Raw genomic sequence first — 24,426 nt, forward strand, 5'->3', positions numbered from 1 at the left:
CGACATGAACGCATTGCGTCTCATGAGTGTGTTGGCGCTACTGCTGATCCTGCTGCCGTGGCGGGCGCAGGCCGCGGAGGCGGACGACTTTGTTGCCGCCAGCCGCAGCCAGCAGGCGCAGCTGTTGACCCAGTGGGCGGCAGCACCGCAGGCGGATCGTCTGCCGCTGCTGCGGGCGTTGACCACCGAGAGCCTGGTGATGGACGACGGAAAACATGCTTTCCGCACCCGACAGGGCGGATTACAGCCATTGGGCGCTGCCGCCGCGCCGCAGGGCGAAACCCGACCGGTCCGTCTGACCAACCGGCTACGCAATCTGGCTGCTGGCGCGCTGGCCAGCCACCTTATTTTAAGTGACAACGTCACGGAGAGAGCTTCCGCCGCACGAACGCTACAGCGGGAAGCGACCCCGGCCATGGCCGCGCTGCTGCAACAGCGGCTGCAGGCGGAAACCGATGAAAATGTGCGGGGCCTGCTGGAGGTGGCGCTGGCGCGCCTGCAGCTCACTCAGCCTGAGGCCAGCGCGCGACTGGCCGCCGTGACGCTGCTCGGCCATTCCGCGGACCCGGAAACCCAGGCGCTGCTGATCCCCTTTACCGATGCCCAGCATGAGCCGGATGCGGCGGTGCGCGAGGCGGCCAGCGACAGCCTGCAAAAGATCAAACATCGTTTGCTGCTCGGCGATCTGCTGGGCCAGGCCTTTATGGGGCTGTCGCTGGGATCGGTGCTGCTGCTGGCCGCGCTGGGGCTGGCGATCACCTATGGCCTGCTGGGGGTGATTAACATGGCCCACGGCGAGATGTTAATGATCGGCGCCTACAGCTGCTGGCTGGTACAGCAGGCGCTGGCGCAGCTCGCGCCGCAATGGCTGGCCTTTTATCCTCTGGTCGCGCTGCCGGTGGCGTTTCTGGTGACCGCCGGGATCGGCATGGCGCTGGAGCGCACCATTATTCGTCATCTGTATGGTCGGCCGCTGGAAACGCTGCTCGCCACCTGGGGGATCAGCCTGATGCTTATCCAGCTGGTGAGGATGCTGTTTGGCGCGCAGAACGTGGAGGTGGCAAACCCGGCCTGGCTCTCCGGCGGCGTGCAGGTCCTGCCGAACCTGATCCTGCCGTGGAACCGACTGGCGGTGCTGGCGTTCGTCCTGCTGGTGCTGTCCTTTACCTGGCTCATCCTGAACCGCACCCGTCTGGGGATGAACGTCCGCGCCGTGACGCAGAACCGGGCGATGGCCGCCTGCTGCGGCGTGCCTACCGGGCGAGTGGATATGCTGGCCTTTGGCCTCGGCTCCGGTATTGCCGGGCTGGGCGGCGTGGCGCTGTCGCAGCTTGGCAACGTCGGGCCTGAACTGGGTCAGGGATACATCATCGACTCGTTTCTGGTGGTGGTGCTGGGCGGCGTCGGCCAGCTGGCCGGCAGCGTGGCGGCGGCCTTTGGGCTGGGGATTTTCAACAAAATTCTCGAACCCCAAATGGGCGCGGTGCTGGGCAAAATCCTGATCCTGGTGATGATTATTCTGTTTATTCAGAAACGCCCGCAGGGTCTGTTCGCGCTGAAAGGGAGGGTTATTGACTGATGAGCCAACCAATCACCTTAACGCTGGCGCAGCGCGCGCCGCGGCCTCTGCGCTGGCTGGGGATCCTGCTGGTGCTGGGTCTGCTGAGTATGCCATTCCTGGCGCTGCTGCCGGCCTCGCATCCGCTGGCGGTGCCGAGCTGGCTGCTGACGTTGAGCGGCAAAATCCTCTGCTACGCCATTGTGGCGGTGGCGCTGGATCTGGTCTGGGGCTATGCGGGTATGCTGTCGCTGGGGCACGGCATTTTCTTTGCCCTCGGCGGGTACGCCATGGGGATGTACCTGATGCGCCAGGCGGCGGGCGACGGTCTGCCGGCGTTTATGTCTTTTCTCTCCTGGAGCGAGCTGCCCTGGTTCTGGTGGGGCACGCAGCATTTCGCCTGGGCGATGGCGCTGGTGGTGCTGGTTCCCGGTCTGCTGGCCCTGGTTTTCGGCTGGTTTGCCTTTCGCTCGAAGATCAAAGGGGTCTATTTCTCGATCATGACCCAGGCCCTGACCTATGCCGGTATGCTGCTGTTCTTTCGCAACGAGACCGGGTTTGGCGGCAACAACGGCTTCACCGGTTTTACCACGCTGCTGGGTTTTCCGGTCACCGCCACCGGCACCCGCGCCACCCTGTTTATGGCCACGGTTTTGCTGCTGTTGCTGACCCTGTGGCTGGGCTCGTCGCTGGCGCAGAGTAAGTTTGGCCGGATCCTCACCGCGGTGCGTGATGCCGAAAACCGGCTGATGTTCTGCGGGTACGACCCGCGCGGCTTCAAGCTGCTGGTATGGACGCTGTCGGCGGTGATCTGCGGTCTGGCGGGGGCGTTATATGTCCCGCAGGTCGGGATCATCAACCCCAGCGAAATGTCGCCGACCAACTCCATCGAGGCCGCCATCTGGGTGGCGCTCGGCGGGCGCGGCACCCTGATCGGCCCGGTGCTTGGCGCCGGGCTGGTCAACGGCGCGAAAAGCATTTTCACCGTGGCGATGCCAGAGTACTGGCAGCTGTTTCTGGGCCTCATCTTCATCATCGTGACCCTGTTTTTACCCCGCGGGGTGATGGGCCTGCTGCGTCGAGGAGACCGCTAATGCAACCGGATGAAGGACTGTTTACCCGTCAGCTGCCCGGCGATCGCTTTCGCGAACAAACCGATCCAGTGCTGCAGCTGGAGAACATCAACGTCAGCTTTGACGGTTTCCGGGCGCTGACGGATCTGTCGCTGGCGATAGGCGTCGGCGAACTGCGCTGCGTGATCGGCCCCAACGGGGCGGGCAAGACCACCCTGATGGACGTGATCACCGGCAAGACCCGGCCGCAAAGCGGCAAAGCGCTCTATGACCAGTCGGTGGATCTGACCACCCTTGACCCGGTGGCCATCGCCCGCCAGGGCATCGGGCGCAAGTTTCAGAAGCCGACGGTCTTCGAAGCGCTGACGGTGGCGGAAAATCTCGCCCTGGCGATGAAGGGAGATAAATCGGTGTGGGCCAGCCTGCGCGCCCGGCTGAGCAGCGAACAGGACGATCGGCTGAATGAGGTGCTGCGCCTGCTGCGTCTCGATGGTGAGCGCTACCGCCAGGCCGGTCTGCTGTCCCATGGCCAGAAACAGTTTCTTGAGATCGGCATGCTGCTGGTGCAGGAGCCGCATCTGCTGCTGCTTGATGAGCCGGCGGCCGGCATGACCGATGCGGAAACGGAGTATACGGCGGAGCTGTTTCGTACCCTGGCTGGACAGCACTCCCTGATGGTGGTGGAGCACGACATGGGATTTGTCGAGACCATCGCCGACCGGGTGACGGTCCTGCATCAGGGCCAGGTGCTGGCGGAGGGATCGCTGCGGGAGGTGCAGGCCAATGAGCAGGTCATTGAAGTTTATCTGGGACGTTAAGGAGCGCCAATGTTACAGGTGAGTCAGCTACATCAATACTACGGCGGCAGCCATATTTTGCGTGGGGTGGATTTTTCCGCCCGCCAGGGTGAAGTCACCTGCCTGCTGGGGCGCAATGGCGTTGGTAAGACCACGCTGCTGAAATGCCTGATGGGGCTGATCCCGGCGCGCAGCGGTGAGGTACGCTGGCAGGATCAGAACATCACCCATCGCAAACCGCACCAGCGGGTGCAGGCCGGGGTCGCCTACGTTCCCCAGGGGCGCGAGATATTTCCGCGCCTGACAGTGGAAGAAAACCTGCTGATGGGGCTGTCGCGCTTTCCCGCCCGCGAAGCGCAGCAGGTGCCGGAGGAGATCTACCAGCTTTTCCCGGTGCTCAAGACCATGAAGCAGCGGCGAGGCGGTGACTTATCCGGCGGTCAACAGCAACAGCTGGCGATTGGCCGCGCGCTGGCCAGCCGTCCGCAGCTGCTGATCCTTGATGAACCCACCGAGGGGATCCAGCCTTCGGTTATCAAAGAGATTGGCGAGGTGATCCGCCAGCTGGCGAGCCGCGGGGATATGGCGATCCTGCTGGTGGAGCAGTTCTATGACTTTGCCGCCGGGCTGGCGGACCACTACCTGGTGATGTCGCGCGGCGCCATCGTCCAGCAGGGTAAGGGCGGTGATATGGAGAGCGACGGCGTGCGCGCCATGGTGACCATCTGACCAGGCCGGCGGCGTGCGCGCCGCCGGTTTGCGGGCTATTTGCGCAACAGCCGCTGCAGGCGCGCCTGGCGCCAGTTTTTGATCCATTCGCCGAACACGAACAGGCGTAATCCTCTCACCACCAGCAGGGCGCCCCAGATCAGGGCGACCCAGCCGGACCAGTAGTACTGTGGATTAGTGAAGCGGTTAAGCACCGCCAGCAGCACGCAAACCACCAGCGCCACCGACAGCGAACGGAAAAAGCGGCTCTCCTGATGCACCCGCGCTTTGGCTTCCTCTATGCGCAGATCCAGCGAGGCTTCCGGGCCCGACGCGCCCTCCCGCGAGGCTTCGCCGCCGATCTCGGCCACCGTGACCTCAAAGACCGCGGCGAGGGCGCTGAGAGTCTCCAGCCCCGGGCGTTCGCCATTCTCAATGCGCTGGATCGTGCGGACGCTGAGACCCGCCATTTCGGCCAGCTGTTCCTGGGACCAGGCGCGCTGTAGCCGTAATTGTTTGACCTGATTGTTGCTGTTCATATTCGTATGCTCCATGACGTTCTGCGGATGTAAACCTGTGATGGAGTATGGTGAACCGGGCCGCCAGCCACCACGACAGCGACCCGACAGCGGCCCGACATCAACCCGACATCAACCCGACAGCCGCATGCCAGCTGGCGTCAGGCGTTGGCCAGCGGACAATCCGGCTGCCAGGGACGGGCATTCATCCCGCGGAAAATCATCAGCCAGGCGGCGACAATCGCCACGATAAGAATGACAAAAAGCGACCAGTGCGGCAGATGGGTGAGGATCATCCCGGTGAACATCGGGTTAAATGCCGCGCCCAGCCACCCCAGCGACTGGGCGGAGAAGTAACTGGCCTTCATCCCCGACGGGGCAATATGGTCAATCAGCATATACTCCCCGGGGGCATAAATCACTTCGCCGAGGGTGAAGATCGCCGCCGAGATCCCCCACGCCCACAGGTTGGCGCCAGAGAACATAAAGCCCACGAGGCCGATAACAAAGCAGACGGTGCCGAAGGTCATCAGCGGGCGAATATTTCTGGCGCTCAGTCGTCGGCCAACCGCGTACTGCAAAGCGACCACCACCGCGGCGTTAACCGGGAGCACGACGGCCACCACTTTCTCGGCGAAGTCACTGCTGGCGACCACCAGTACATACTGCGAGAGACAGGAGGCGAAAGCGCCGCTGACGAAGGAGGCCAGCAGCCCGGAGCAGGTAAACCACAGCAGCGCCCGGTCATGCAGCAACACTGAGGGAGACCAGGCGGCAGCACCCGGCTGGGCCGCGGCCACCTCCCGCTGGAGAAACAGCTGAATAAACACCAATGGAAAGGCGGCGCAGGCGGCCGCCAGCCAGAACGGCAAATTGATGCTGTGCATCACCAGCAGCGTGCCGATGGGCGGCCCGACGGTCCAGCCGATATTGAGGATGGTATAGTTCAGCGAGAAGATACGCGCTTTTTTCTCCGGCGTCAGTCGGTCGGCGAACCAGGCTTTTAGCACGGTGGAAAACACCGAGTAGGCGCAGTTGATCAACGCAAAGAAGATCACCACCAGGATGGGATTATCGACCAGCGGTATCGCGCTAAATCCCAGAATAAACACCAGCACTGACCACACCATATAGCGCTTTTTGTCGAACTTATCCGCGAGGATGCCAAAGCCCATGCTGAACAGCACGCCGACCACCAGCGCCAGCGACAGCGCGTAGCCAATCACATCGACATCCAGCTGATAACGTCGGGTGAGGTAAATAGTCATAAACGGCAGTGTGGCCCCGCGGCCAATAGTTAACAGTAACGACGATGCCAGCAGCGCGATGGTGGAGCGCCTGAGAGTGGTGATCATGATTTCCTTGCCTGTCATGTTGTTATAATTTTATGTCTTCGATCACAAATAACATGCTCATTACGCCTTGTACAGGTCAGCCCGGTCGCCGGGCGCACTTCCTGGCCTGCCAAAAATAATGATCTATCCCGACGGCCGCTTTTTGGTTACTTTGATTTTGTTCACAAAAATTCTAATAACGACAGAGGCAGGGTATGACGAGGAAAGATGGACTGCTGGCGCTGCTGGTAGTGGTGGTGTGGGGGCTTAACTTTGTGGTGATTAAGCTGGGATTACACAATATGCCGCCGCTGATGCTGGCGGGGCTGCGCTTTATGTTGGTCGCCTTCCCGGCGCTGCTGTTTGTGTCCCGGCCTGCCATCCCGCTGCGCTTGCTGCTGGGTTATGGCCTGACCATTAGCTTTGGTCAGTTTGCCTTTCTGTTCTGCGCTATCGGCCTGGGTATGCCTGCCGGGCTGGCTTCGCTGGTACTGCAGGCGCAAGCCTTCTTTACCATCATTCTCGGCGCCTTCGTCTTTGGCGAACGTCTGCAGGGCAAGCAGCTGGCGGGGATCGCGCTGGCGATCTTTGGCGTGCTGGTGCTGGTAGAGGGCAGCCTCGGCGGGGAGCATGTGCCGCTGGTGGGCTTTATGCTGACCCTGGCGGCAGCGCTCAGCTGGGCCTGCGGTAATATCTTCAACAAGAAAATCATGTCGCATGCCGCCCGGCCGCCCATTATGTCGCTGGTGGTGTGGAGCGCGTTGATCCCGGTGCTGCCGTTTATGCTGGCCTCATGGCTAATTGATGGCCCGCAGACCATGCTGGCGAGTCTGCAACACATCGATCTGCTGACGATACTGTCGCTGCTCTATCTGGCGTTTATCGCCACTATCGTCGGCTATGGTATCTGGGGATCGCTGCTGGGGCGCTATGAGACCTGGCGGGTGGCGCCGCTGTCGCTGCTGGTGCCGGTAGTGGGGATGGCCAGCGCTGCGCTGCTGCTGGGGGAGACGCTGAGCGGACTGCAGCTCACCGGGGCGGTACTGATTATGGCCGGGCTCTATATTAACGTCTTCGGCTTACGTCTGGTGCGGCCGGGTATAGCGCGCGGATAAAAAAAGCCCCGAAGAAGGGGCTACACAATTACGCGTGTAATGGCATCACAGGTCGTGCTGCTGGTAGTACGGCACGCCCAGTTCGTCGGATTTATCACTGCCAGCCGCCATATGATTGAAATCAAATGGCGAATCGTTATGTTCCGAAGGGATAATCATTGTATCACGCTGGTTTTGACGCACCGGCGTGGTGTTTTGCTCCGCATAGCTGAGGCTGGAGACCAGCGACAGGAGTACGATAGCTGCGGTAGCGAATAATTTCATGATTTCCTCAATACGTCTTTGATAATGCAGGCGATTAACATCAGTTATTTAGCGGATGCAGATAGCGGGATTCGCCAGGTACATTCGTTATGCGATACTTGTGGGGCGGAACATCGAAATAGTTCTTGAACGTTCGCGTCAGGGTCTGCTGCGACTCGAAACCGTAGCGTTCCGCCAGGTACAAAATGGGCTCATTGCTCTGCTTGAGCTTTTGCGCAATCTCCGTCAGCTTGCGGCTGCGGATGTACTGGCCGAGGGAATGGCCGGTCTCTTTCTTAAACATTCGTTGCAGGTGCCACTTGGAGTAACCTGAACGCTCAGACACTTTTTCCAGCGACAGGGGCGATTCCAGGTTATCCTCGATCCACGACAAAATACTATGGATAGTGATGGCGTCATTATTACGTCTGGACATCATCTTACCTCTTCTTATTTTACGGCAGGACCTTCTTGAGTAGTTGCTCAAGCGCGACGACTTCGTCCGCCGACAGATTTTTTGTTAACTCCTGGTGTAACTTCTGACCCACAACCTGATGACACTGCTCGCAAAGGGCTGCGCCGTCCGGTGTCAACTGCACCAGCACGCCGCGCTTGTCAGCGGGGTTGGGTAACCGTTCAATCCAGCCTTTGCACGCCAGGCGGTCGAGCATACGCGTCATCGCGCCCGGGTCGACGGAAAGCACGGTTTTCAGCTCAACGGGGGTAATACATACTTCGCAACGAATGGAACAGAGCACGCGAAACTGGGTCGCGGTAATATCCATGGGTGAGAGGTAGTCGTTGAGCAGGCGATCTTTTTTCTGGTTAACCATCTGGATCAAGCGGCCCAACGGGATCATTTCATTAAACAGGTCGCTGGTACTTTTCATGATGGTTGCCCAGGCAATTAATTAGTTGCAAGTGATACTATTGCCCAGGCAATCATAAGTCAACATTATGAATTGGCCGATGCCACGATTTGCTAAAATAAAAAAATCTGACGTGGGTCACTGTTTGTGGTTTTGCTAACGCTTGTTAATTTTTAGCGGAAGTGGTTTATCAGCAGGCTGGCGGCGAAAGTGTCGAAGCCGGTATACTCACGGAACGAAACAATACTTAAAAAATGAATATTAACGGGACTTTAATTAACTATGTTCGATTTGTTTAAAGCAATAGGGCTTGGCCTGGCGGTGCTTTTACCGCTGGCAAACCCACTGACCACCGTGGCGCTGTTCCTCGGCCTGGCGGGCAATATGAACAACGCCGAGCGGAACAAGCAGGCGTTGATGGCATCGGTGTATGTGTTCGCCATCCTGATGGTGTCGTGGTATGCCGGTCAGGTGGTGATGAATACATTCGGCATATCAATACCTGGGCTGCGTATCGCCGGGGGATTGATTGTAGCTTTTATCGGTTTCCGCATGCTGTTCCCCCAGCAAAAAGCCCACGATTCGATGGAAGCGAAGATCAAATCGGAAGAACTGCAGGATGAACCGACCGCCAATATCGCCTTTGTGCCGCTGGCGATGCCAAGCACCGCCGGTCCGGGCACCATCGCGATGATTATTAGCTCCGCCTCGACCGTTAAGCACGGCGTGGACTTCCCGGAGTGGGTGGTACTGGCGGCGCCGCCGATCATCTTTTTGCTGTTAGGGGTGATTCTGTGGGCTTGTCTGCGCAGTTCCGGCGCGATTATGCGTCTGGTAGGCAAAGGCGGCATCGAGGCCATTTCGCGACTGATGGGCTTCCTGCTGGTCTGTATGGGCGTGCAGTTTATTATTAATGGCGTGCTGGAGATCATTTCGACCTGGCACCCCTGATCGCCCCGGATGGGATGAGAGACAACAGCCTGCCGGTAGCAATGCCGGCAGGCTTTTTTATCGCTGTAACTCAGGAGTGGTGCGGTTGATGGTCTTCCAGCGATACCGGCCAGCGGCGGAAGATCATCAGAGACCATACCAGCGCGGCCAGCGCCGGGATGGCACCGATGTAGCCGATGGAAGCCATCGACAGATGCAGACTCACCTGGCTGCCCACCAGCGCGCCAGCGCCAATACCAATATTAAAGATGCCCGAGAACAGGGACATGGCGACGTCGGTGGCATCCGGCGCGGAAGCCAGCACTTTAACCTGCATACCGAGACCAATAATCATGATCGCCACGCCCCAGAAGATACTGAGCAGCATCAGATGATGTGCATTGTCCGAGGCAGGCAGGAGCAACAGCAGGCAGGCCAGCAGCAGGCCGATAGCGATGCTAATCAGCCCGGAAGCATGCTGGTTGCCGAGCTTACCGAACAGAATGCTGCCGATAATACCGGCCCCGCCGAGGATCAACAGCAGCACGGTAGCAAAGTTGCCGCTCAGGCCCGCCACCGTCTGGACAAAGGGCTCGATATAGCTGTAGGCGGTATAGTGGGCGGTCACCACCACCACGGTCAGAATATAAACGCTGACCAGCGCCGGACGGCGGAACAGCACCGGCAGGCTTTTCAGCGAGCCAGAATGTTCGCTCGGTAGCGTCGGCAGCAGTTTTACCAGACAGGCAAGGGTGGCTAACGCGCCCAGGCCAATCGCCAGGAAGGTCATTCGCCAGCCAAAATACTGGCCGATGATGCGGCCAATCGGAATACCGAACACCATCGCCAGGGCTGTACCGGTGGCGATCAGGCTCAGCGCCTGCGCCCGTTTGCCGGGAGGCGCCATGCGGATGGCCAGCGCTGAGGTAATCGACCAGAAAACCGCATGCGCAAAAGCGATGCCAATGCGGCTAATCACCAGGACGTCAAAACTCCACGCAAAAAACGACAGAACGTGGCTGGCGATAAACAGAATAAACAGGCCGATGAGCAGACGCCGGCGCTCCATTTTGCTGGTGAGCAGCATAAACGGCAGCGACATCAGTGCGACCACCCATGCATAAATGGTGAGCATCATGCCCACCTGGGCGGTTTCCATGCCGAAGCTGCCGGCAATATCGGACAGCAGACCGACAGGGGCGAATTCTGTGGTGTTGAAAATAAACGCGGCGATGGCCAACGTCACGACACGTAGCCACGCTACCTTGCGTGAGACCGTATTCGTAGTCATAAGCTCTGGATGGGTGATTCAAGGGAAGATGTGACGGTGATCTTAAAACGATTACTGGCGAAAAGACAATCATTTTGTGATCTGTATCTCATTTCGCTGCAAGTGGCTGGCCGCGGTTAAACAATTAATTTTGCTATGGATAGTGTCAGGGGAGCGCTTTTATGTCATGTTGAAGGAAAGTAAAAAAAGTAAGGACAGTGTATGCAGGAAATTCAATTTTATCTGGTCGATGCCTTCAGCGATAAAAACTTTGGCGGTAATGCCGCGGCCGTTTGCCCGCTCAGCGAGTGGTTAGCGGACGATGTATTGCTGAAAATGGCCCAACAGCATAATCAGTCCGAAACGGCGTTTTTCGTCCACACCGACGAAGGCTATGAGCTGCGCTGGTTTACCACGCTGGGCGAGATCAACCTCTGCGGCCACGCCACCCTGGCGACGGCGCATGTTATTTTCGAGTATCTTGACCATCCCTCGGCGACGATTACCTTCAGCACCCGTTTTGTCGGTGAACTGCGGGTGACCCGCAGCGGCGACTGGCTGACGCTCGACTTCCCGGCGTGGTCGACTACCCCGGTGGACAACCCGCCGGCGGACCTGCTGGCCGGACTGGGGCTTGAGTCTGCCGTCGAGGTGCGGGAAGGGCGTGATTATCTGGTCGTGCTGGCGGATCGCCAGCAGGTTGAAGCGGTGCAGACCGATATGGCACGTCTGCAGAAGCTCGGCAAAATGATCTGCGTCAGCGCGCCGGATGAGGAGTATGACTTTGTCAGCCGCTTCTTCTGCCCGGGAGAAGGGGTGCCGGAAGATCCGGTGACCGGCTCCGCCCACAGCATGCTGATCCCCTGGTGGGGCGAAAAGCTGGGAAAAACCACCATGACAGCGCGCCAGGTTTCCGCCCGCGGCGGCGACCTGCGCTGCCAGTGGCAGGGCGACAGGGTGCTGATTGGCGGCCAGGCCACCACCTATCTGCGCGGAACGGTTTACCTGCGAGGGTAACAATGTGTTTACGCCCGGTGGCTTCGTCTACCGGGCGGATTGTGCTTAATGTTGTTCTGCAGTATTCAGGACCGGTGATTTTTCACCTTGATCATTGATAGGTTCGATTTTTCCCATCAGGAACAGGTAGTTGATTATCCCGACCACGACCAGAATGGCCGAGAAAATCAGTGCCCAGTTGAATGATCCTGTTGCGGCGACGATCGCACCCGTAATAATAGGACCTACCGCGCCCCCCATATTTGACACCGTATTCTGCAGCCCAGCGACAATGGAGACACTGTTTTTGGGTGCAACATCACCCGGTAAGGCCCAAACCTGTGATGCGGCTACCGTAGTGCCTGATTTGGCGACACACAAGAGAAAGACGGTCATGAAAACCGAGTCGGTAAATGGCGCAAAACCGATGCAAAGAGCCATGAGCAAGCCGATGGTCAAAAACAGTTTACGGGTGGCCGTAAGAGACAACACTTTTTTATGTACCAGGCGATCCGAGGCCCAGCCAGCAAAAATTTCGATAACCATTCCGCATAATAAAGGCAGAGCGGCTACCATTCCCATTTTTATAAAATCCATCCCTTTTTCTTTTACCAGGTAAGTAGGAAGCCAGGTAATGAAAAAATAGGAGGTATAATTGATGGTAAAAAAGCCGATGCACATTGCCCAAATGTTACGATAACGCAAGAGCTTATACCATTTCATGGGTAATACCGTTTTGTCGCCGTGATGTTGTTTTTGTCCATCACGAATCAAACGTACTTCTGAAGCGCTAATGCGTTTATGTTCTTCAGGGTTTTCAGCATAGATAAAATACCAGGCGATAACCCACAAAATGCCCACACTACCGATTATCAAAAAGGTCAGTCGCCAGTCAAAGGTGTAGATCATCCAGACGATAAGCGGCATGGCAATCGCCCCGCCAAATTTTGACGCACTATCGAAGAGTCCGGATACGGTGGCACGTTCTTTATCCGGAAACCAGCGTGCGGCGATCCCTGCGTTGCTGGGGTAGGCTGCGGCCTCGCCAACACCCAAAGCCAGACGCAATGCCAGAAGTGATTTAAATCCGGTTGCCACGCCCATCATTGAGGTGGCAATAGACCACCAGGCGACTGCTATACCGAGTCCTTTCTTTTGACCAAAGCGGTCTGCAAACCATCCCGCGGGGATCTGCAATAATGAATATGACCAAAAGAAGGCCGCCATGATAAAGCCCATCATTTCGGGATCGAGTTTCAGTTCATCAATTAAATGAGGGGCTGCGGCAGATAATACCGTTCGGTCGATATAGTTAATGGCAATAGCCAACCACATTAATCCGGCTATCCACCAGCGAATACGAGTATTGCTAGCTGTCGTGTTCATATATTCGGCTCTGAGTAGATGTTCGTCATTTTGGTGGGAATGACATGCTTCCCACCTCGTTATTTACAGCGAATTCATAATGTTTTCAGGACGTTCACCGCGACAGACGCAGGTGATTATATTGTTGACGCAGCGCGCGCTGATATTGCTTATTGCACCATCCGTATATCCAGCAATGTGAGATGTTGGCGCAAAATTCGCCAGGGTAAACAAAGGGTGCTTAGCACAAGGCTCTTCGAGAAAAACGTCAGCTGCGGCTCCGGCGAGATGTCCTGATTTCAGTGCTTCATACAAAGCTTGTTCATCAACAATACCGCCTCTGGAAACATTAATCAGGAATGCCCCTGATTTCATCTGCTGTAGCCGGGCGGCATTAAACATATTTTCAGTTTCCGGGGTTAAAGGGGTATGCAGGCTAATAAAATCACTTTGCCCCGTCAGGGTATCCAGTGAGACATATTCAATCTGGTGTTCTTGTGCAAATTCTCTGTCTGGCCAGGCGTCGGTGGCGAGCACTCGCATATTGAATCCGCGCGCACGTCGCGCCACTTCCTTACCGATATGGCCTAAACCGACGATCCCGAGGGTTTTGCCATAAACATCAGTGGCAAAAATACGAGGCCAGTTGCCTGCTTTCGTTTCACAGATTGCCTGAGAAATCTGGCGGGCAGTATTGAGAATTAAACCAAAAGCAAAATCTGCCACCGCATGCTTGTTGGCATCAGGAACGTTGGTGACAAACACGCCTCGTTGTTGCGTAGCGTTAAGATCGATGTTATCCACCCCGACGCCGTGTTTACAGACGATTTTGAGCTGCGGAGCTTTTGCCAACAATGTTTCATTGACGTCGGTGAAAGCAACGATCATCGCCACGGCATCAGGCAGGTGCTGAGCCAGGATTTCCAGAGAGGCGTCGGCTGGTAGCATGACCAGTTCCAGATCGGCATCTTTCAGCACCGAGACGGGTGCTTTGTCGTATTTGGCGAATGAGGGTGAGGTGCAAATCACTTTCATAACCATTTCCTGTGTACTGGCGACGATGACGTCGCGAAAATAAGGTTATGCCCCAGCCGTTTACGGTTGGGGCGAGTTCCAACGTTAGTGAAGGTAGGTTTTGATGATATTTTTAATCTGCTGCAGCTGTTCGTCGCTAAACTGCACCGCGTAGCGGCTGTCGCCCACCTCATGGCCCATCAGCTGCAGGGCTTTTTTCACTGCCGCGGGTGAGAACGCCACCTTATACAGATCGGTGCGCAGGCCCGTCACGCGCTCCTGCGCCTGGCGCGATCCGGCGATATCCCCGGCGTGAAAAAGCGACCAGATCGCGTTGATTTCCGCGGGGGCGACGTTGGCAAGCCCTGAAATGCAGGCCGAGCAGCCATCGACATACCCCTGATGGATAAGCGAGTCCGGCCCGTTCAGAACGTCGAAACCGTCAATGTCGCGTACCGCGTCAAGAAAGCCTTTCAGGCTGTCGTAGCTGCCGGCGCTGTCCTTAATGCCGATGATATTGTCGTGCCGGGCCAGCTGGCGCGCCGTCTCCGGGGAAATGGTGTTCCCGGTGCGGGCGGGAATGTTGTAAAGAAAGAGCGGGACGCTCAGCGCGTCGGCGATCGCCGTATAGTGGTTTATCAACTCCTCCTGCTTCAAGGGCACGAACCACGGGGTAATGGCCGATACTGCGTCAACCCCGAGGCGGGCGATCTGCTGGCCCAGCCGGCGAGTCTCGCGGGTGGAAATCTCCCCGATATGCGCCACCACCGGCGCGCGTCCGGCGGCTTCTTCCACGCAGGTTCTGGCGACGGCGATCTTCTCCTCCTCATTGAGGACAAAAAACTCGCCGTTGGTGCCGCCGCAGAAAATACCGTTGCCCGCGGCGAGCTGACGCTGCACCTGCTGGCGTAGCGCTGGGAGGTCAAGGGCTCCCTCGGCGGTAAAGGGGGTGACGATGGCGGTGAGTACGCCGCTAATAGCTCTCCTCATTTTCTTTCTCCTGTTAGGCATGTTCTGGAAACAGCGTCTGATAGATAGCCGCAATCTCTTCGCGGCTGACGCTGCAGGGGGCGTTATTCATCAGGCGCTTGACGTTTTGCGCCGCTGCGCTGAGGGCAGGGATGCTCTCCCTGGGCACGCCGAGCGCGGCCAGGTTATCCGGCAGGGGCAATCGTTTCACCAGCGCCGCCAGCCACGCGACCAGCGCATGGGATTTCTCTTCCTCACTGAGCGTGCGATCTGCATCGGGGATCAGATCCCAGACCTGAGCGAATTTTGCCACCGCGTGGGGGCGGACCACCCGCATGCAGGGCGCCAGCAGAATGGCGTTAGCCACCCCGTGCGGCAGGTGCCAGGTACCGCCAAGCGGATAGGAGAGCGCATGCACCAGATGGGTGCCGGCATGGTTGATCGCCGCGCCGCCGTACCACGAGGCCCAGAGCATCTCCAGCTTCGCCGTCAGATCCTGCGGCTGATCCACCGAACGTTCGATATGCCGCACCAGCTTGTGTAAACCGATTAACGCGGCGTTATCGCTTACCGGGTTGGCGACGGTGGAGGTAAAGCACTCCAGCAGATGACACAGGGCATCGATGCCGGTCGACGCCGCGATGCTGGCCGGCATGCTGGTGGTCAGCTCCGGCAGCAGGGCGACATAGTCCGGCAGCAGCACCGGGGAGATGATCCCTACTTTGGTCTGCTGCTCGGGGATCGCCAGAATGGCGTTCGGCGTCGCTTCGGAGCCGGTGCCGGCGGTGGCCGGGATTAACAATGAGCTAATCCGTCGTTGTGGCAACTCGCCTGCCAGCAGGGCCGTCAGAGAGGGCGCCTCAGGATGCAGGAGCACCGAGAGCAGTTTCGCCACATCCAGCACGCTTCCCCCGCCGATGCCCACGATCATCTGGGGCTGGCTGGCACCCAGCTGGCTGACAATCTGTGCCACATCGTGATGGCTGGGCTCTGCCGGCACCGTGTCAATGACCTCAACCTTACGCCCTTCGGCTGCCAGCAGGCGATGGATCGCCTGGGTCGCTTCCAGCGCGCCAACGTTCCGGTCGGTCACCAGCAGGATGCGGGTTTTACCTGACAACAGCGGGAGCAGGGCCGTTGAGGCGCCCGCTCCGCTGATGATTGTGCTGTGTATCGTCGCCACGCGTTTCTCCTTGGTAGTAATTGATTGAATTCAATCATTCATGAATCTTGTCACTCGTCTGGTGGGGAAAAGTTATAATTTATACGGCAGTTTAATAACTTGAGCTTGCTCACATTTAATCAAATATGATTGAATATAATCAATTTCAGATTTTCATCGACCACAAGGCAGAACAATGAACGACGGTAATAACCAGGTGCTGGTGCTGGCAGATGACTTTACGGGAGCGAATGATGCCGGTGTCAGCCTCGCGGAGGCGGGCATGTCGGTGGAAGTGGCCTTCAGCGCCGGACAGCCATCAACCGCCCGGGCGCTAATTCTCAACAGCGACAGCCGGGCAATGAGCGCCGCCGCCGCCGCGGACAAGGTCACCACTCTGCTGCGCGGCGCGGCAAGATTCGTCCCGCACTGGCAGGTAAAGAAGATTGACTCCACGCTGCGCGGCAACCCCGGCGGCGAACTGGAGGCAATGATGGCGGCGCAAGGTTGCCGGCTGGCGGTGGTGGCCCCGGCGTATCCGGCGGCAGGAAGGCATACCCGGGACGGGCGCTGCTATGTGCATGGGGTGGCCCTCGATCAGACCGAATTTGCCAGCGATCCGAAAACGCCCGTGAGCCGGGCGGAGATTAGCGAAATTATCGCCATGCAGAGCCGTCTTCCCTGTCTGACCCTGAACGCTACCCAGCTTCCGGCGACATTAGCGACGGCGGGCGAGGAGAAGCGAGTGTTGATTGTCGACGCCTGGGAAGACCGCCATCTGGACCAGGTGATCGACGCCGTCGCGCCCCATGCGCGGGAGACGCTGCTGGTCGGCTCGGCGGGACTTTGCGAGGCGCTGGCGCGCCGCCTTCGCCGCAGCGAGCAGGGGCCTCTGCTGGCGCTGGTCGGGTCGATGAGCGAGATGGCGCAGCGCCAGGTCGCTGCGCTGCAGGCTCATTCCCGGGTGAGGAAGATTGAAATTGATGTCGAACAGGCCTTTAGCGGATCGCCGAAGGAGGAAGCCTCGCGGATCGCCGAGGTGCTGCGTGAGGGTCATCACTGCGTGGTGACCACCCGTCCGAATAACGCCGCCCGGCACGGGATTGAAGCCCAGTGTCGCGAACATGGCCTCAGCCGCGCGGCCTACGGGGAGCACATCTGCGCCTGGCTTGCTGACGTCACGGCGCAGGCGGTGGCGCTGTGCCCACCGGGCGCCCTGTACCTCTCTGGCGGCGATGTGGCCATCGCCGTCGCGCACGCGCTCGGCGCCACCGGATTTCAGATCCGTGGGCGGGTGGCGCAGTGTGTGCCTTACGGGCACTTTCTCGGCGGTCGCTGGTCGCGGCCGGTGATGACCAAAGCAGGGGGATTCGGCACCGACACTACGCTGTTAAATGTTGTGAATTTTATTGAGGAGAAACTGAGTGTCTAACATGATTGCAGTGACAATGGGCGACCCGGCAGGGATTGGTCCGGAGATTATTATCAAATCCCTCGCCGAAGGGGCGCTGAGCGGCGCGCCGGTGGTGGTGGTGGGCTGCGCGCAGACGCTGCGGCGGATCCTGGCGCTGAATATTACGCCGCGGGCGGAGCTGCGCATCATTGACCATCCCGCCGAGGCGCGTTTTTCCCCAGCGACCATCAACGTCATTGATGAACCGCTCAGCGACCCGCAGGGGCTGCGCCCTGGCGAAGTCCAGGCCCAGGCAGGGGACCTCGCGTTTCGCTGCATCAGGCGGGCGACCGCGCTGGCGCTGGACGGCGCGGTCGCGGCCATCGCTACCGCGCCGCTAAATAAAGAGGCGCTGCATCTCGCCGGGCACGCTTTCCCCGGCCATACCGAACTGCTGGCCCACCTGACGCAGACCACCGATTACGCCATGGTGCTCTATACCGAGAAGCTCAAGGTTATCCATATCACCACCCATATCGCCCTGCGCCAGTTCCTCGATACCCTCAACCAGCCGAGGATCGAGACGGTGATTGGCGTGGCGGATCGGTTTTTGCGCCGGGTCGGCTATCAACGTCCGCGCATTGCGGTTGCCGGTGTTAATCCGCACGCCGGAGAGAACGGCCTGTTTGGCGATGAAGAGATCCGCATCGTCGCCCCGGCGGTCGCCGCCATGCAGGCGCAGGGGATAGAGGTCACCGGCCCCTGTCCACCGGATACGGTGTTTATGCAGTGTCACGAAGGCATGTACGACATGGTGGTGGCGATGTATCACGATCAGGGGCATATTCCGCTGAAGCTGCTCGGGTTCTATGATGGGGTGAATATTACCGCCGGGCTGCCGTTTATCCGCACCTCAGCGGATCATGGCACCGCGTTTGATATTGCCTGGACAGGTAAAGCGAAGTCTGAGAGCATGGCAACCTCCATTGAGCTCGCCATGCACATCGCGCAGGAATAACATGAAGGGATATAACCGGTTAGAGCAGATTATGGACTTCCTGAAAAGCCATAATCTGGTGACAGTCGACCAGCTGGTGGCGGCGACCAACGCCTCGCCGGCCACCATTCGCCGCGACCTGATCAAACTCGATCAGGAAGGGGTGATCAGCCGCACGCACGGCGGGGTGACGCTGAACCGGTTTATTCCTTCCCAGCCGACGACGCTGGAGAAAGCCCAGCGCAGTCCGCTGGAAAAGCAGGCTATCGCCAGCGCGGCGGCCGCGCTGGTGAAAGCCGGCGACGCGATTGTGCTTGACGCCGGCACCACCATGATTGAGCTGGCGCGGCAGATCACCCATCTGCCGCTGCGGGTGATCACCAGCGATTTACATATCGCGCTGTTTTTGTCGGAATTTAAGCAGATAGAAGTGACGATTATCGGTGGGCGCATCGATGACAGCAGCCAGTCGTGCATCGGCGATCACGGCCGCCGCCTGCTGCAGACCATCTGGCCGGACCTTGCCTTCGTCAGTTGCAACGGCTGGGACCTCGAGAAGGGGATCACCGCCCCGACGGAGGAGAAGGCTGCCCTGAAACGTGATCTGATGGCTAATGCCCGGCGGCGCATCCTGCTGGCGGACAGCTCCAAATACGGCGCCTGGTCACTGTTCAATATTGCCCCGCTGGAGTCGTTGACCGATATCGTCACCGACGCCCATCTGCCGGAGGCGACCCGCGAGGCGCTGGTGACCCTTTCCCCGCAGCTGATCATTGCCGACTGACTTGCAGGCTGCCGTCAGGGCAGACGGGCGATATTGGCCTTGATCACCGCCATCGACTGGCTGAACTTCGCCTGCTCCTCGGCGGCCAGCTGCAGTTCAATAATCTGCTCCACGCCACCCTGGGCCAGCACCGCCGGCACCCCAGCCGCCGCGCCGCTGACGCCGTACTCACCGTCAAGAATGCAGGAGACTGCCAGCGCACGGTGGCTGCCGGTGAAGATATTGCGGCAGATCTCGGCGATGGTGCCTGCCACGCCATATTCGGTGCAGCCTTTACCCGCGTAGATCTCAAACCCCAGTTTTCGTACTTTTTCGGCCATTGCCTCGCGATCGAGCGGCCGGCCGGTACGTTGCTGGTAGAGGTCGGCGATCGGCGAGCCATACACCGCCGAGTGCGACCATACCGGAAACTGGGTATCGCCATGCTCGCCGAGGATAAAAGCGTCGATGCTCTGGGCGCCAATATCCAGCTCCTGCGCCAGCAGGCGACGCAGGCGAGTGGTATCCAGCCAGACGCCGGTGCCCAGCACCTGACTGCGCGGCAGGCCGGAGAGCTGCCATACCTGCCAGGTGATGATGTCGCAGGGGTTGGTGGCCACCAGAAAGATGCCGTTAAACCCGTTGGCCATCATCGTCGGCACAATACTTTTCACAATCTTCGCCGTCGTGGTCAGTTCATCCAGCCGACTCTGACCGGGGCGCAGCGCACCGCCGGAAACGGTGATCACCGCGATATCGACATCAGCGCAGTCGCTGGCTTCCCGGGTGGAGATGGTCATCATCCCCGGCAGATAGGCCGCGGCATCGCTGAGATCCTGGGCATGGGCCTCGGCACGCTGTTGGTTAAGGTCGACGAGGATCAGTTCCTCGCAAATGCTCTGGTTGAGCAGGGCGTAGGCCGCCGACGCGCCGACATTGCCGGCGCCAATAATCATCACTTTACGGGCTTTGGTGTGCATATTCAGATCTCAAGTACGAACGGCAGGAGATAAAGTTACTGTGTTTCAGTGAGTTAGCGCAAGAGGTGGGCAGCAATATAAGTTAATGCTATGGCGAAAACAGGCCGAGGCCGCGCTACAGTGGCGTAAAAAAAGGAGTTCACCTATGTATACCGTTACCGACATCGCCCCCACCGACGCCGAATTTACCGCTCTGATTGCCGCCCTCGACGCCTGGCAGGAGACACTCTATCCGGCAGAGAGCAACCACTTGCTGGACCTCAGCCAGCTGCCGCCGCAGACGGTGATCGCCCTGGTCATCCGCAGCCCGCAGGGCGAGGCCGTTGGCTGCGGGGCTATCGTCCTCAGTGAGGAAGGTTTCGGCGAGATGAAGCGGGTCTATATCGATCCGCAGCACCGCGGACAGCAACTGGGAGAAAAGCTGCTGGCGGCGCTGGAAGCGAAAGCGCGCCAGCGCGACTGTCATACGCTGCGGCTTGAAACCGGTATCCATCAGCATGCGGCCATCACCCTCTACACGCGCAACGGCTACCAGACCCGCTGCGCGTTTGCGCCGTATCAGCCCGATCCGCTCAGCGTGTTTATGGAGAAACCGCTGTTTGCCGATCTTCGTTCAGCAGCGCTATAAACGCCTCCAGCTGGCGGGTTTTGGCGCCCCGGCGCCACACCAGCCAGGTGGTTAACCAGCGCCACTCTTCGGCCAGCGGCCAGGCGGAAACCTGCTGATGACCGGGCATACTCTCCAGCATACTGCGCGGGATCAACGCCAGGCCCGCGCCGGCGATCACGCAGGCCAGCATCCCATGGTAAGACTCCATCTCGTGGATCCTGCCCGGGGTTGCTCTGTCGGCATGGAACCAGCTCTCAAAATGCCGGCGGTAGGAGCAGTTGGCGCGAAAGGCGTAAACGTTGGCCCCGTTCACTTCGCTGGCGCGGGCGATGGGCGCGTGGCCGTACGGGGCGACGATCATCATCTCTTCCGGGAACACCGGCAGCCCCTCCAGACCCGGATGCACCAGCGGGCCGTCAACGAACGCGGCGCTCAGGGCGCCCTCCAGCACGCCGTCGATCATCGTTCCGGAAGGGCCGGTGGAGAGCGCCAGGTGAATTTTCGGGTAGCGCTGATTAAAGTGGGCCAGGGTGGTGGGGATCCGTACCGCCGCGGTGCTCTCCAGCGAACCAAGAGAAAACAGTCCCTGGGGTTCATCGCCTGCCACCACCATCCGCGCCTCGTCCACCAGGGCGAGGATCTGCTGGCTGTAGCGCAAAAAGCTGTGTCCCGCAGGCGAGAGGCGCAGGCGCTGGTTCTCGCGGATAAACAGCTCTACGCCGAGGTCTGCTTCCAGCTGGCGGATGCGGGTGGTGAGGTTGGACGGCACGCGATGCACTTTCTGCGCCGCCTGGGTAATGCTGCCGGTGGTGGCGACAGCGTTAAACATCTCTAGCTGAGTCAGGTCCATTCTATTCTTCTTTTGTGAATGCGTTGCTTAATATTATTCATTTTCAATGAATGGAAAGGTAAGCCAGAATACGGTTACTTCGCAAGCAACGAGAGAGAGAATAACGATGAATTTATCTGCAACGCACGCGGTTTCCGTCAACCCGACTACCGGTGAGGTGGTCTCCTCGCTGCCCTGGGCCAGCGAACGTGAGGTTGATGCGGCTATCGCTCTCGCCGCGGCAGGCTATCGCCAGTGGCGTCAAACGCCGCTCGCCGAGCGCGCTGATGCGCTGCGCCGCATCGGGGCCGCGCTGCGCGCCCGCGGTGAACAGGTGGCCCAGATGATCACCCTCGAGATGGGCAAACCGATTGCTCAGGCGCGCGGCGAGGTGACGAAATCCGCCAATCTCTGCGACTGGTACGCCGAGCACGGCCCGGCGATGCTGGCGACGGAAGCCACCCAGGTGGAAAATAATCAGGCGGTGATTGAGTATCGTCCCCTGGGCGCCATTCTGGCGGTCATGCCGTGGAACTTCCCGGTCTGGCAGGTGCTGCGCGGCGCGGTGCCGATCCTGCTGGCCGGCAACAGCTACCTGCTTAAGCATGCCCCGAACGTGATGGGCAGCGCCCGCCTGCTGGGCGAGATTTTTGCCGCCGCCGGCCTGCCTGATGGCGTGTTCGGTTGGGTGAACGCCACCAATGACGGCGTTTCGCAGATCATCAATGACGACCGCATCGCGGCGGTGACCGTCACCGGCAGCGTCCGTGCCGGGAAGGCGATTGGCGCCCAGGCGGGCGCGGCGCTGAAGAAATGCGTGCTTGAGCTGGGTGGCTCCGATCCCTTTATCGTACTCAACGATGCCGACCTGGATGAGGCGGTGAAGGCCGCCGTCACCGGCCGCTATCAGAACAGCGGCCAGGTGTGCGCCGCGTCGAAACGCTTTATCCTCGAAGCCGGTATTGCCGACGCGTTCACCCGCAAATTCGTCGACGCCGTCGCGGCGCTGAAGATGGGCGACCCGCGCGATGAGCAAAACTACGTCGGGCCGATGGCGCGTTTCGACCTGCGCGATGAACTGCACCAGCAGGTAACGGCGACCCTTGATGAAGGGGCGACTCTGCTGCTGGGCGCGGAAAAAATCGAAGGGGCGGGCAACTACTATGCGCCAACGGTGCTGGGCAACGTCACCGCCGGGATGACTGGTTTTCGTCAGGAGCTGTTTGGTCCGGTAGCGACCCTCACCACCGCTCGCGACGCTGACCATGCGCTGGCCCTCGCCAACGACAGCGAGTTTGGCCTGTCGGCAACGGTCTATACCACCGACGAGGCGCAGGCCCAGCGCTTCGCCCGCGAGCTGGAGTGCGGCGGCGTCTTCCTCAACGGCTACTGCGCCAGCGACGCCCGCGTGGCCTTCGGCGGCGTGAAGAAGAGCGGTTTTGGTCGCGAGCTGTCGCATTTTGGTCTGCACGAGTTCTGTAATGCGCAGACTGTCTGGAAAGACCGTCGCTAATCAACGTTAGCCCCTGACGACCGTCGCCCACCTCTGCTATACTCGCCCACCAAATTTCGATGGTGGGCAAGGAGCTGCATGTGGCGGCGGTGATCAATAACGCAATGCTGGAAGCCATTCTGGCAGAAATCAGGCCGCTGATTGGCCGCGGTAAAGTGGCGGATTACATTCCGGCGCTGGCCAGCGTCAGCGGCGATAAGCTTGGCATCGCGATCAGCACGGTGGACGGGCAGCATTTTGCCGCCGGCGATGCGCATGAACGTTTTTCCATCCAGTCTATCTCCAAGGTTTTGAGCCTGGTGGTGGCCATGAACCACTATCAGGAAGAGGAGATCTGGCAGCGGGTGGGGAAAGATCCCTCTGGCCAGCCCTTTAACTCCCTTCTGCAGCTGGAGATCGAGCAGGGCAAACCGCGTAACCCGTTTATCAACGCCGGGGCGCTGGTGGTCTGCGACATGCTACAGAGCCGGCTTAGCGCCCCGCGTCAGCGGATGCTGGAGATTGTCCGCCGCCTGAGCGGCGTGCCCGATATCGCCTACGATCCGGTGGTGGCCCGTTCTGAGTTCGAGCATTCGGCGCGCAACGCCGCCATCGCCTGGCTGATGAAATCCTTCGGTAACTTCCATAACGACGTCGCCACCGTGTTGCAGAACTATTTCCACTACTGTTCGCTGGAGATGAGCTGCGTTGAGCTGGCGCGGACCTTCCTGTTCCTCGCCGATCGCGGTATCGCCCCGCACCTGGAGGCACCGGTTATCGCGCCCATTCAGTCCCGTCAGGTGAATGCCCTGATGATGACCAGCGGCATGTACCAGAACGCCGGCGAATTCGCCTGGCGCGTTGGCCTGCCGGCGAAATCGGGCGTCGGCGGCGGAATTGTGGCGATTGTGCCGCAGGAGATGGCGATCGCCGTGTGGAGCCCGGAGCTTGATGACGCCGGGAACTCGCTGGCCGGCGTGGCGCTGCTGGAAAAACTGACTCAGCGGATGGGGAGGTCGGTGTTCTGATGGTTGAGCAGGATCGGTTGTTTGCCCGTCTGGCGCGCTCGACGTTTCGTTCACGCTTTCGACTCGGGGTCAAAGAGCGGCAATACTGTCTCGATAAGGGGCCGGAGATCATCGACCAGCACGCTGCGGATTTTATCCGTCAGCGACTGGCGCCCGCCGAACCGGTGAACGACGGCAAGCAGACGCCGATGCGCGGCCACCCGGTATTTATCGCCCAGCATGCGACCGCCACCTGCTGCCGCGGCTGTCTGGAAAAATGGCACGCCATTCCCCACGGCCGCGCGCTGAGCGAGCAGGAGCAGCGCTATGTGGTGCAGGTGATCCATCACTGGCTGGTGCTGCAGATGAACGGCCCGTCTGTGCGGTAATCTGCATTTGATCGGCGCCGGAGTATGCCTGATAAATATTCTCAT

At 59.5% G+C, this 24,426-nt stretch carries 26 protein-coding genes; 14 read left to right on the plus strand and 12 right to left on the minus strand.

Annotated features, from left to right (window positions below):
* Positions 1-4 precede the first annotated feature (4 nt).
* Genes urtB through urtE form a run of 4 tightly spaced genes read left to right on the plus strand, consistent with a single transcriptional unit; the run spans position 5 to position 4,157 of the window.
* The gene (gene urtB / locus CWM58_RS02955; protein WP_061154657.1) at positions 5-1,579 is read left to right on the plus strand and encodes an urea ABC transporter permease subunit UrtB; all 1,575 of its coding nucleotides are present in this window, start codon (positions 5-7) and stop codon (positions 1,577-1,579) included.
* The gene (urtC, locus tag CWM58_RS02960; RefSeq protein ID WP_100680190.1) at positions 1,579-2,652 is read left to right on the plus strand and encodes an urea ABC transporter permease subunit UrtC; all 1,074 of its coding nucleotides are present in this window, start codon (positions 1,579-1,581) and stop codon (positions 2,650-2,652) included. Before urtB ends, urtC begins: the two co-directional genes overlap by 1 nt.
* A complete protein-coding gene (gene urtD, locus CWM58_RS02965; RefSeq protein WP_002904321.1) occupies positions 2,652-3,449 on the plus strand; it encodes an urea ABC transporter ATP-binding protein UrtD in 798 nt (265 codons plus the stop codon). The genes urtC and urtD overlap by 1 nt, the downstream gene beginning before the upstream one ends.
* A gap of 9 nt (positions 3,450-3,458) precedes the next feature.
* On the plus strand, positions 3,459-4,157 hold the full coding sequence (gene urtE, locus CWM58_RS02970) for an urea ABC transporter ATP-binding subunit UrtE (protein ID WP_008804968.1): 699 nt from the start codon (positions 3,459-3,461) through the stop codon (positions 4,155-4,157).
* A gap of 35 nt (positions 4,158-4,192) precedes the next feature.
* Here the strand turns inward: urtE and CWM58_RS02975 are convergent, their stop codons facing one another.
* Both CWM58_RS02975 and ydeE read right to left on the minus strand, forming a co-directional pair.
* Positions 4,193-4,675 carry a helix-turn-helix domain-containing protein gene (locus CWM58_RS02975; protein ID WP_100680191.1) on the minus strand — a complete coding sequence of 161 codons (483 nt, stop codon included), beginning with the start codon at positions 4,673-4,675 and terminating at the stop codon, positions 4,193-4,195.
* Positions 4,676-4,815: 140 nt separating this feature from the next.
* The gene (ydeE, locus tag CWM58_RS02980) at positions 4,816-6,009 is read right to left on the minus strand and encodes an efflux MFS transporter YdeE (protein ID WP_100680192.1); all 1,194 of its coding nucleotides are present in this window, start codon (positions 6,007-6,009) and stop codon (positions 4,816-4,818) included.
* 194 nt (positions 6,010-6,203) lie between these two features.
* Here ydeE and eamA point away from each other — a divergent pair, with 194 nt between their 5' ends.
* Positions 6,204-7,103 carry an O-acetylserine/cysteine exporter gene (eamA, locus tag CWM58_RS02985; protein WP_061154654.1) on the plus strand — a complete coding sequence of 300 codons (900 nt, stop codon included), beginning with the start codon at positions 6,204-6,206 and terminating at the stop codon, positions 7,101-7,103.
* 45 nt (positions 7,104-7,148) lie between these two features.
* Here eamA and marB read toward each other — a convergent pair whose 3' ends face one another.
* From marB to marR, 3 genes are read right to left on the minus strand one after another with little or no spacing between them, the layout of a single operon-like run.
* Positions 7,149-7,367: a multiple antibiotic resistance protein MarB gene (marB, locus tag CWM58_RS02990; protein WP_038422522.1), complete on the minus strand. Its 219-nt coding sequence runs from the start codon at positions 7,365-7,367 to the stop codon at positions 7,149-7,151.
* A gap of 40 nt (positions 7,368-7,407) precedes the next feature.
* Positions 7,408-7,782, minus strand: coding sequence for an MDR efflux pump AcrAB transcriptional activator MarA (gene marA / locus CWM58_RS02995; RefSeq protein ID WP_002904397.1), 375 nt, complete (start codon positions 7,780-7,782; stop codon positions 7,408-7,410).
* Between the two features lie 19 nt (positions 7,783-7,801).
* Positions 7,802-8,236, minus strand: a complete 435-nt coding sequence (gene marR / locus CWM58_RS03000; RefSeq protein ID WP_008804963.1) for a multiple antibiotic resistance transcriptional regulator MarR — start codon at positions 8,234-8,236, stop codon at positions 7,802-7,804.
* Positions 8,237-8,497: 261 nt separating this feature from the next.
* Between marR and CWM58_RS03005 the strand changes: the two genes are divergently transcribed.
* The gene (locus CWM58_RS03005; protein WP_002904403.1) at positions 8,498-9,166 is read left to right on the plus strand and encodes a MarC family NAAT transporter; all 669 of its coding nucleotides are present in this window, start codon (positions 8,498-8,500) and stop codon (positions 9,164-9,166) included.
* 70 nt (positions 9,167-9,236) lie between these two features.
* Here the strand turns inward: CWM58_RS03005 and CWM58_RS03010 are convergent, their stop codons facing one another.
* The gene (locus tag CWM58_RS03010; protein WP_008804962.1) at positions 9,237-10,436 is read right to left on the minus strand and encodes a sugar transporter; all 1,200 of its coding nucleotides are present in this window, start codon (positions 10,434-10,436) and stop codon (positions 9,237-9,239) included.
* Between the two features lie 201 nt (positions 10,437-10,637).
* Here CWM58_RS03010 and CWM58_RS03015 point away from each other — a divergent pair, with 201 nt between their 5' ends.
* Positions 10,638-11,432 carry a PhzF family phenazine biosynthesis protein gene (locus CWM58_RS03015; RefSeq protein WP_100680193.1) on the plus strand — a complete coding sequence of 265 codons (795 nt, stop codon included), beginning with the start codon at positions 10,638-10,640 and terminating at the stop codon, positions 11,430-11,432.
* Positions 11,433-11,477: 45 nt separating this feature from the next.
* On the opposite strand, the gene CWM58_RS03020 is transcribed toward CWM58_RS03015, so the two are convergent.
* The 4 genes from CWM58_RS03020 to CWM58_RS03035 form a co-directional block, all read right to left on the minus strand.
* Positions 11,478-12,797 carry an MFS transporter gene (locus CWM58_RS03020; protein WP_061154652.1) on the minus strand — a complete coding sequence of 440 codons (1,320 nt, stop codon included), beginning with the start codon at positions 12,795-12,797 and terminating at the stop codon, positions 11,478-11,480.
* A 63-nt stretch (positions 12,798-12,860) separates the two neighbouring features.
* Positions 12,861-13,811, minus strand: a complete 951-nt coding sequence (locus CWM58_RS03025) for a phosphoglycerate dehydrogenase (protein WP_100680194.1) — start codon at positions 13,809-13,811, stop codon at positions 12,861-12,863.
* An 84-nt stretch (positions 13,812-13,895) separates the two neighbouring features.
* The gene (locus CWM58_RS03030) at positions 13,896-14,780 is read right to left on the minus strand and encodes a dihydrodipicolinate synthase family protein (RefSeq protein WP_100680195.1); all 885 of its coding nucleotides are present in this window, start codon (positions 14,778-14,780) and stop codon (positions 13,896-13,898) included.
* A gap of 13 nt (positions 14,781-14,793) precedes the next feature.
* Positions 14,794-15,942, minus strand: a complete 1,149-nt coding sequence (locus CWM58_RS03035; protein WP_061154649.1) for an iron-containing alcohol dehydrogenase — start codon at positions 15,940-15,942, stop codon at positions 14,794-14,796.
* Between the two features lie 175 nt (positions 15,943-16,117).
* On the opposite strand from CWM58_RS03035, the gene dtnK reads away from it, so the two are divergent.
* The 3 genes from dtnK to CWM58_RS03050 are packed head-to-tail and all read left to right on the plus strand — an operon-like array spanning position 16,118 to position 19,095.
* Positions 16,118-17,353 carry a D-threonate kinase gene (dtnK, locus tag CWM58_RS03040; RefSeq protein ID WP_100680196.1) on the plus strand — a complete coding sequence of 412 codons (1,236 nt, stop codon included), beginning with the start codon at positions 16,118-16,120 and terminating at the stop codon, positions 17,351-17,353.
* Positions 17,346-18,332 carry a D-threonate 4-phosphate dehydrogenase gene (locus CWM58_RS03045; protein WP_008804955.1) on the plus strand — a complete coding sequence of 329 codons (987 nt, stop codon included), beginning with the start codon at positions 17,346-17,348 and terminating at the stop codon, positions 18,330-18,332. The genes dtnK and CWM58_RS03045 overlap by 8 nt, the downstream gene beginning before the upstream one ends.
* A gap of 1 nt (position 18,333) precedes the next feature.
* Entirely contained in the window at positions 18,334-19,095 is a 762-nt protein-coding gene (locus CWM58_RS03050) for a DeoR/GlpR family DNA-binding transcription regulator (RefSeq protein WP_012968265.1), read from the plus strand.
* A gap of 14 nt (positions 19,096-19,109) precedes the next feature.
* On the opposite strand, the gene CWM58_RS03055 is transcribed toward CWM58_RS03050, so the two are convergent.
* Positions 19,110-20,054: an L-lactate dehydrogenase gene (locus tag CWM58_RS03055; RefSeq protein ID WP_061154647.1), complete on the minus strand. Its 945-nt coding sequence runs from the start codon at positions 20,052-20,054 to the stop codon at positions 19,110-19,112.
* Between the two features lie 145 nt (positions 20,055-20,199).
* Here CWM58_RS03055 and CWM58_RS03060 point away from each other — a divergent pair, with 145 nt between their 5' ends.
* Positions 20,200-20,682 (plus strand): GNAT family N-acetyltransferase, encoded by a 483-nt coding sequence (locus CWM58_RS03060; RefSeq protein ID WP_100675614.1) that lies wholly within the window; start codon positions 20,200-20,202, stop codon positions 20,680-20,682.
* On the opposite strand, the gene ptrR is transcribed toward CWM58_RS03060, so the two are convergent.
* Positions 20,636-21,514 (minus strand): putrescine utilization regulator PtrR, encoded by an 879-nt coding sequence (ptrR, locus tag CWM58_RS03065; RefSeq protein ID WP_012968263.1) that lies wholly within the window; start codon positions 21,512-21,514, stop codon positions 20,636-20,638. The two genes, CWM58_RS03060 and ptrR, sit on opposite strands and share 47 nt — an antisense overlap.
* Before the next feature lie 106 nt (positions 21,515-21,620).
* Here ptrR and sad point away from each other — a divergent pair, with 106 nt between their 5' ends.
* The 3 genes from sad to CWM58_RS03080 all read left to right on the plus strand — a co-directional run bounded on the left by sad (position 21,621) and on the right by CWM58_RS03080 (position 24,381).
* Positions 21,621-23,006, plus strand: a complete 1,386-nt coding sequence (gene sad, locus CWM58_RS03070) for a succinate-semialdehyde dehydrogenase (protein WP_100680197.1) — start codon at positions 21,621-21,623, stop codon at positions 23,004-23,006.
* 80 nt (positions 23,007-23,086) lie between these two features.
* Positions 23,087-24,013 (plus strand): glutaminase B, encoded by a 927-nt coding sequence (glsB, locus tag CWM58_RS03075; RefSeq protein ID WP_061154644.1) that lies wholly within the window; start codon positions 23,087-23,089, stop codon positions 24,011-24,013.
* On the plus strand, positions 24,013-24,381 hold the full coding sequence (locus tag CWM58_RS03080) for a DUF4186 domain-containing protein (protein ID WP_061154643.1): 369 nt from the start codon (positions 24,013-24,015) through the stop codon (positions 24,379-24,381). The genes glsB and CWM58_RS03080 overlap by 1 nt, the downstream gene beginning before the upstream one ends.
* Positions 24,382-24,426 lie beyond the last annotated feature (45 nt).

Source organism: Klebsiella sp. H-Nf2 (genome assembly GCF_002806645.1).
Lineage (GTDB): Bacteria > Pseudomonadota > Gammaproteobacteria > Enterobacterales > Enterobacteriaceae > Klebsiella > Klebsiella variicola.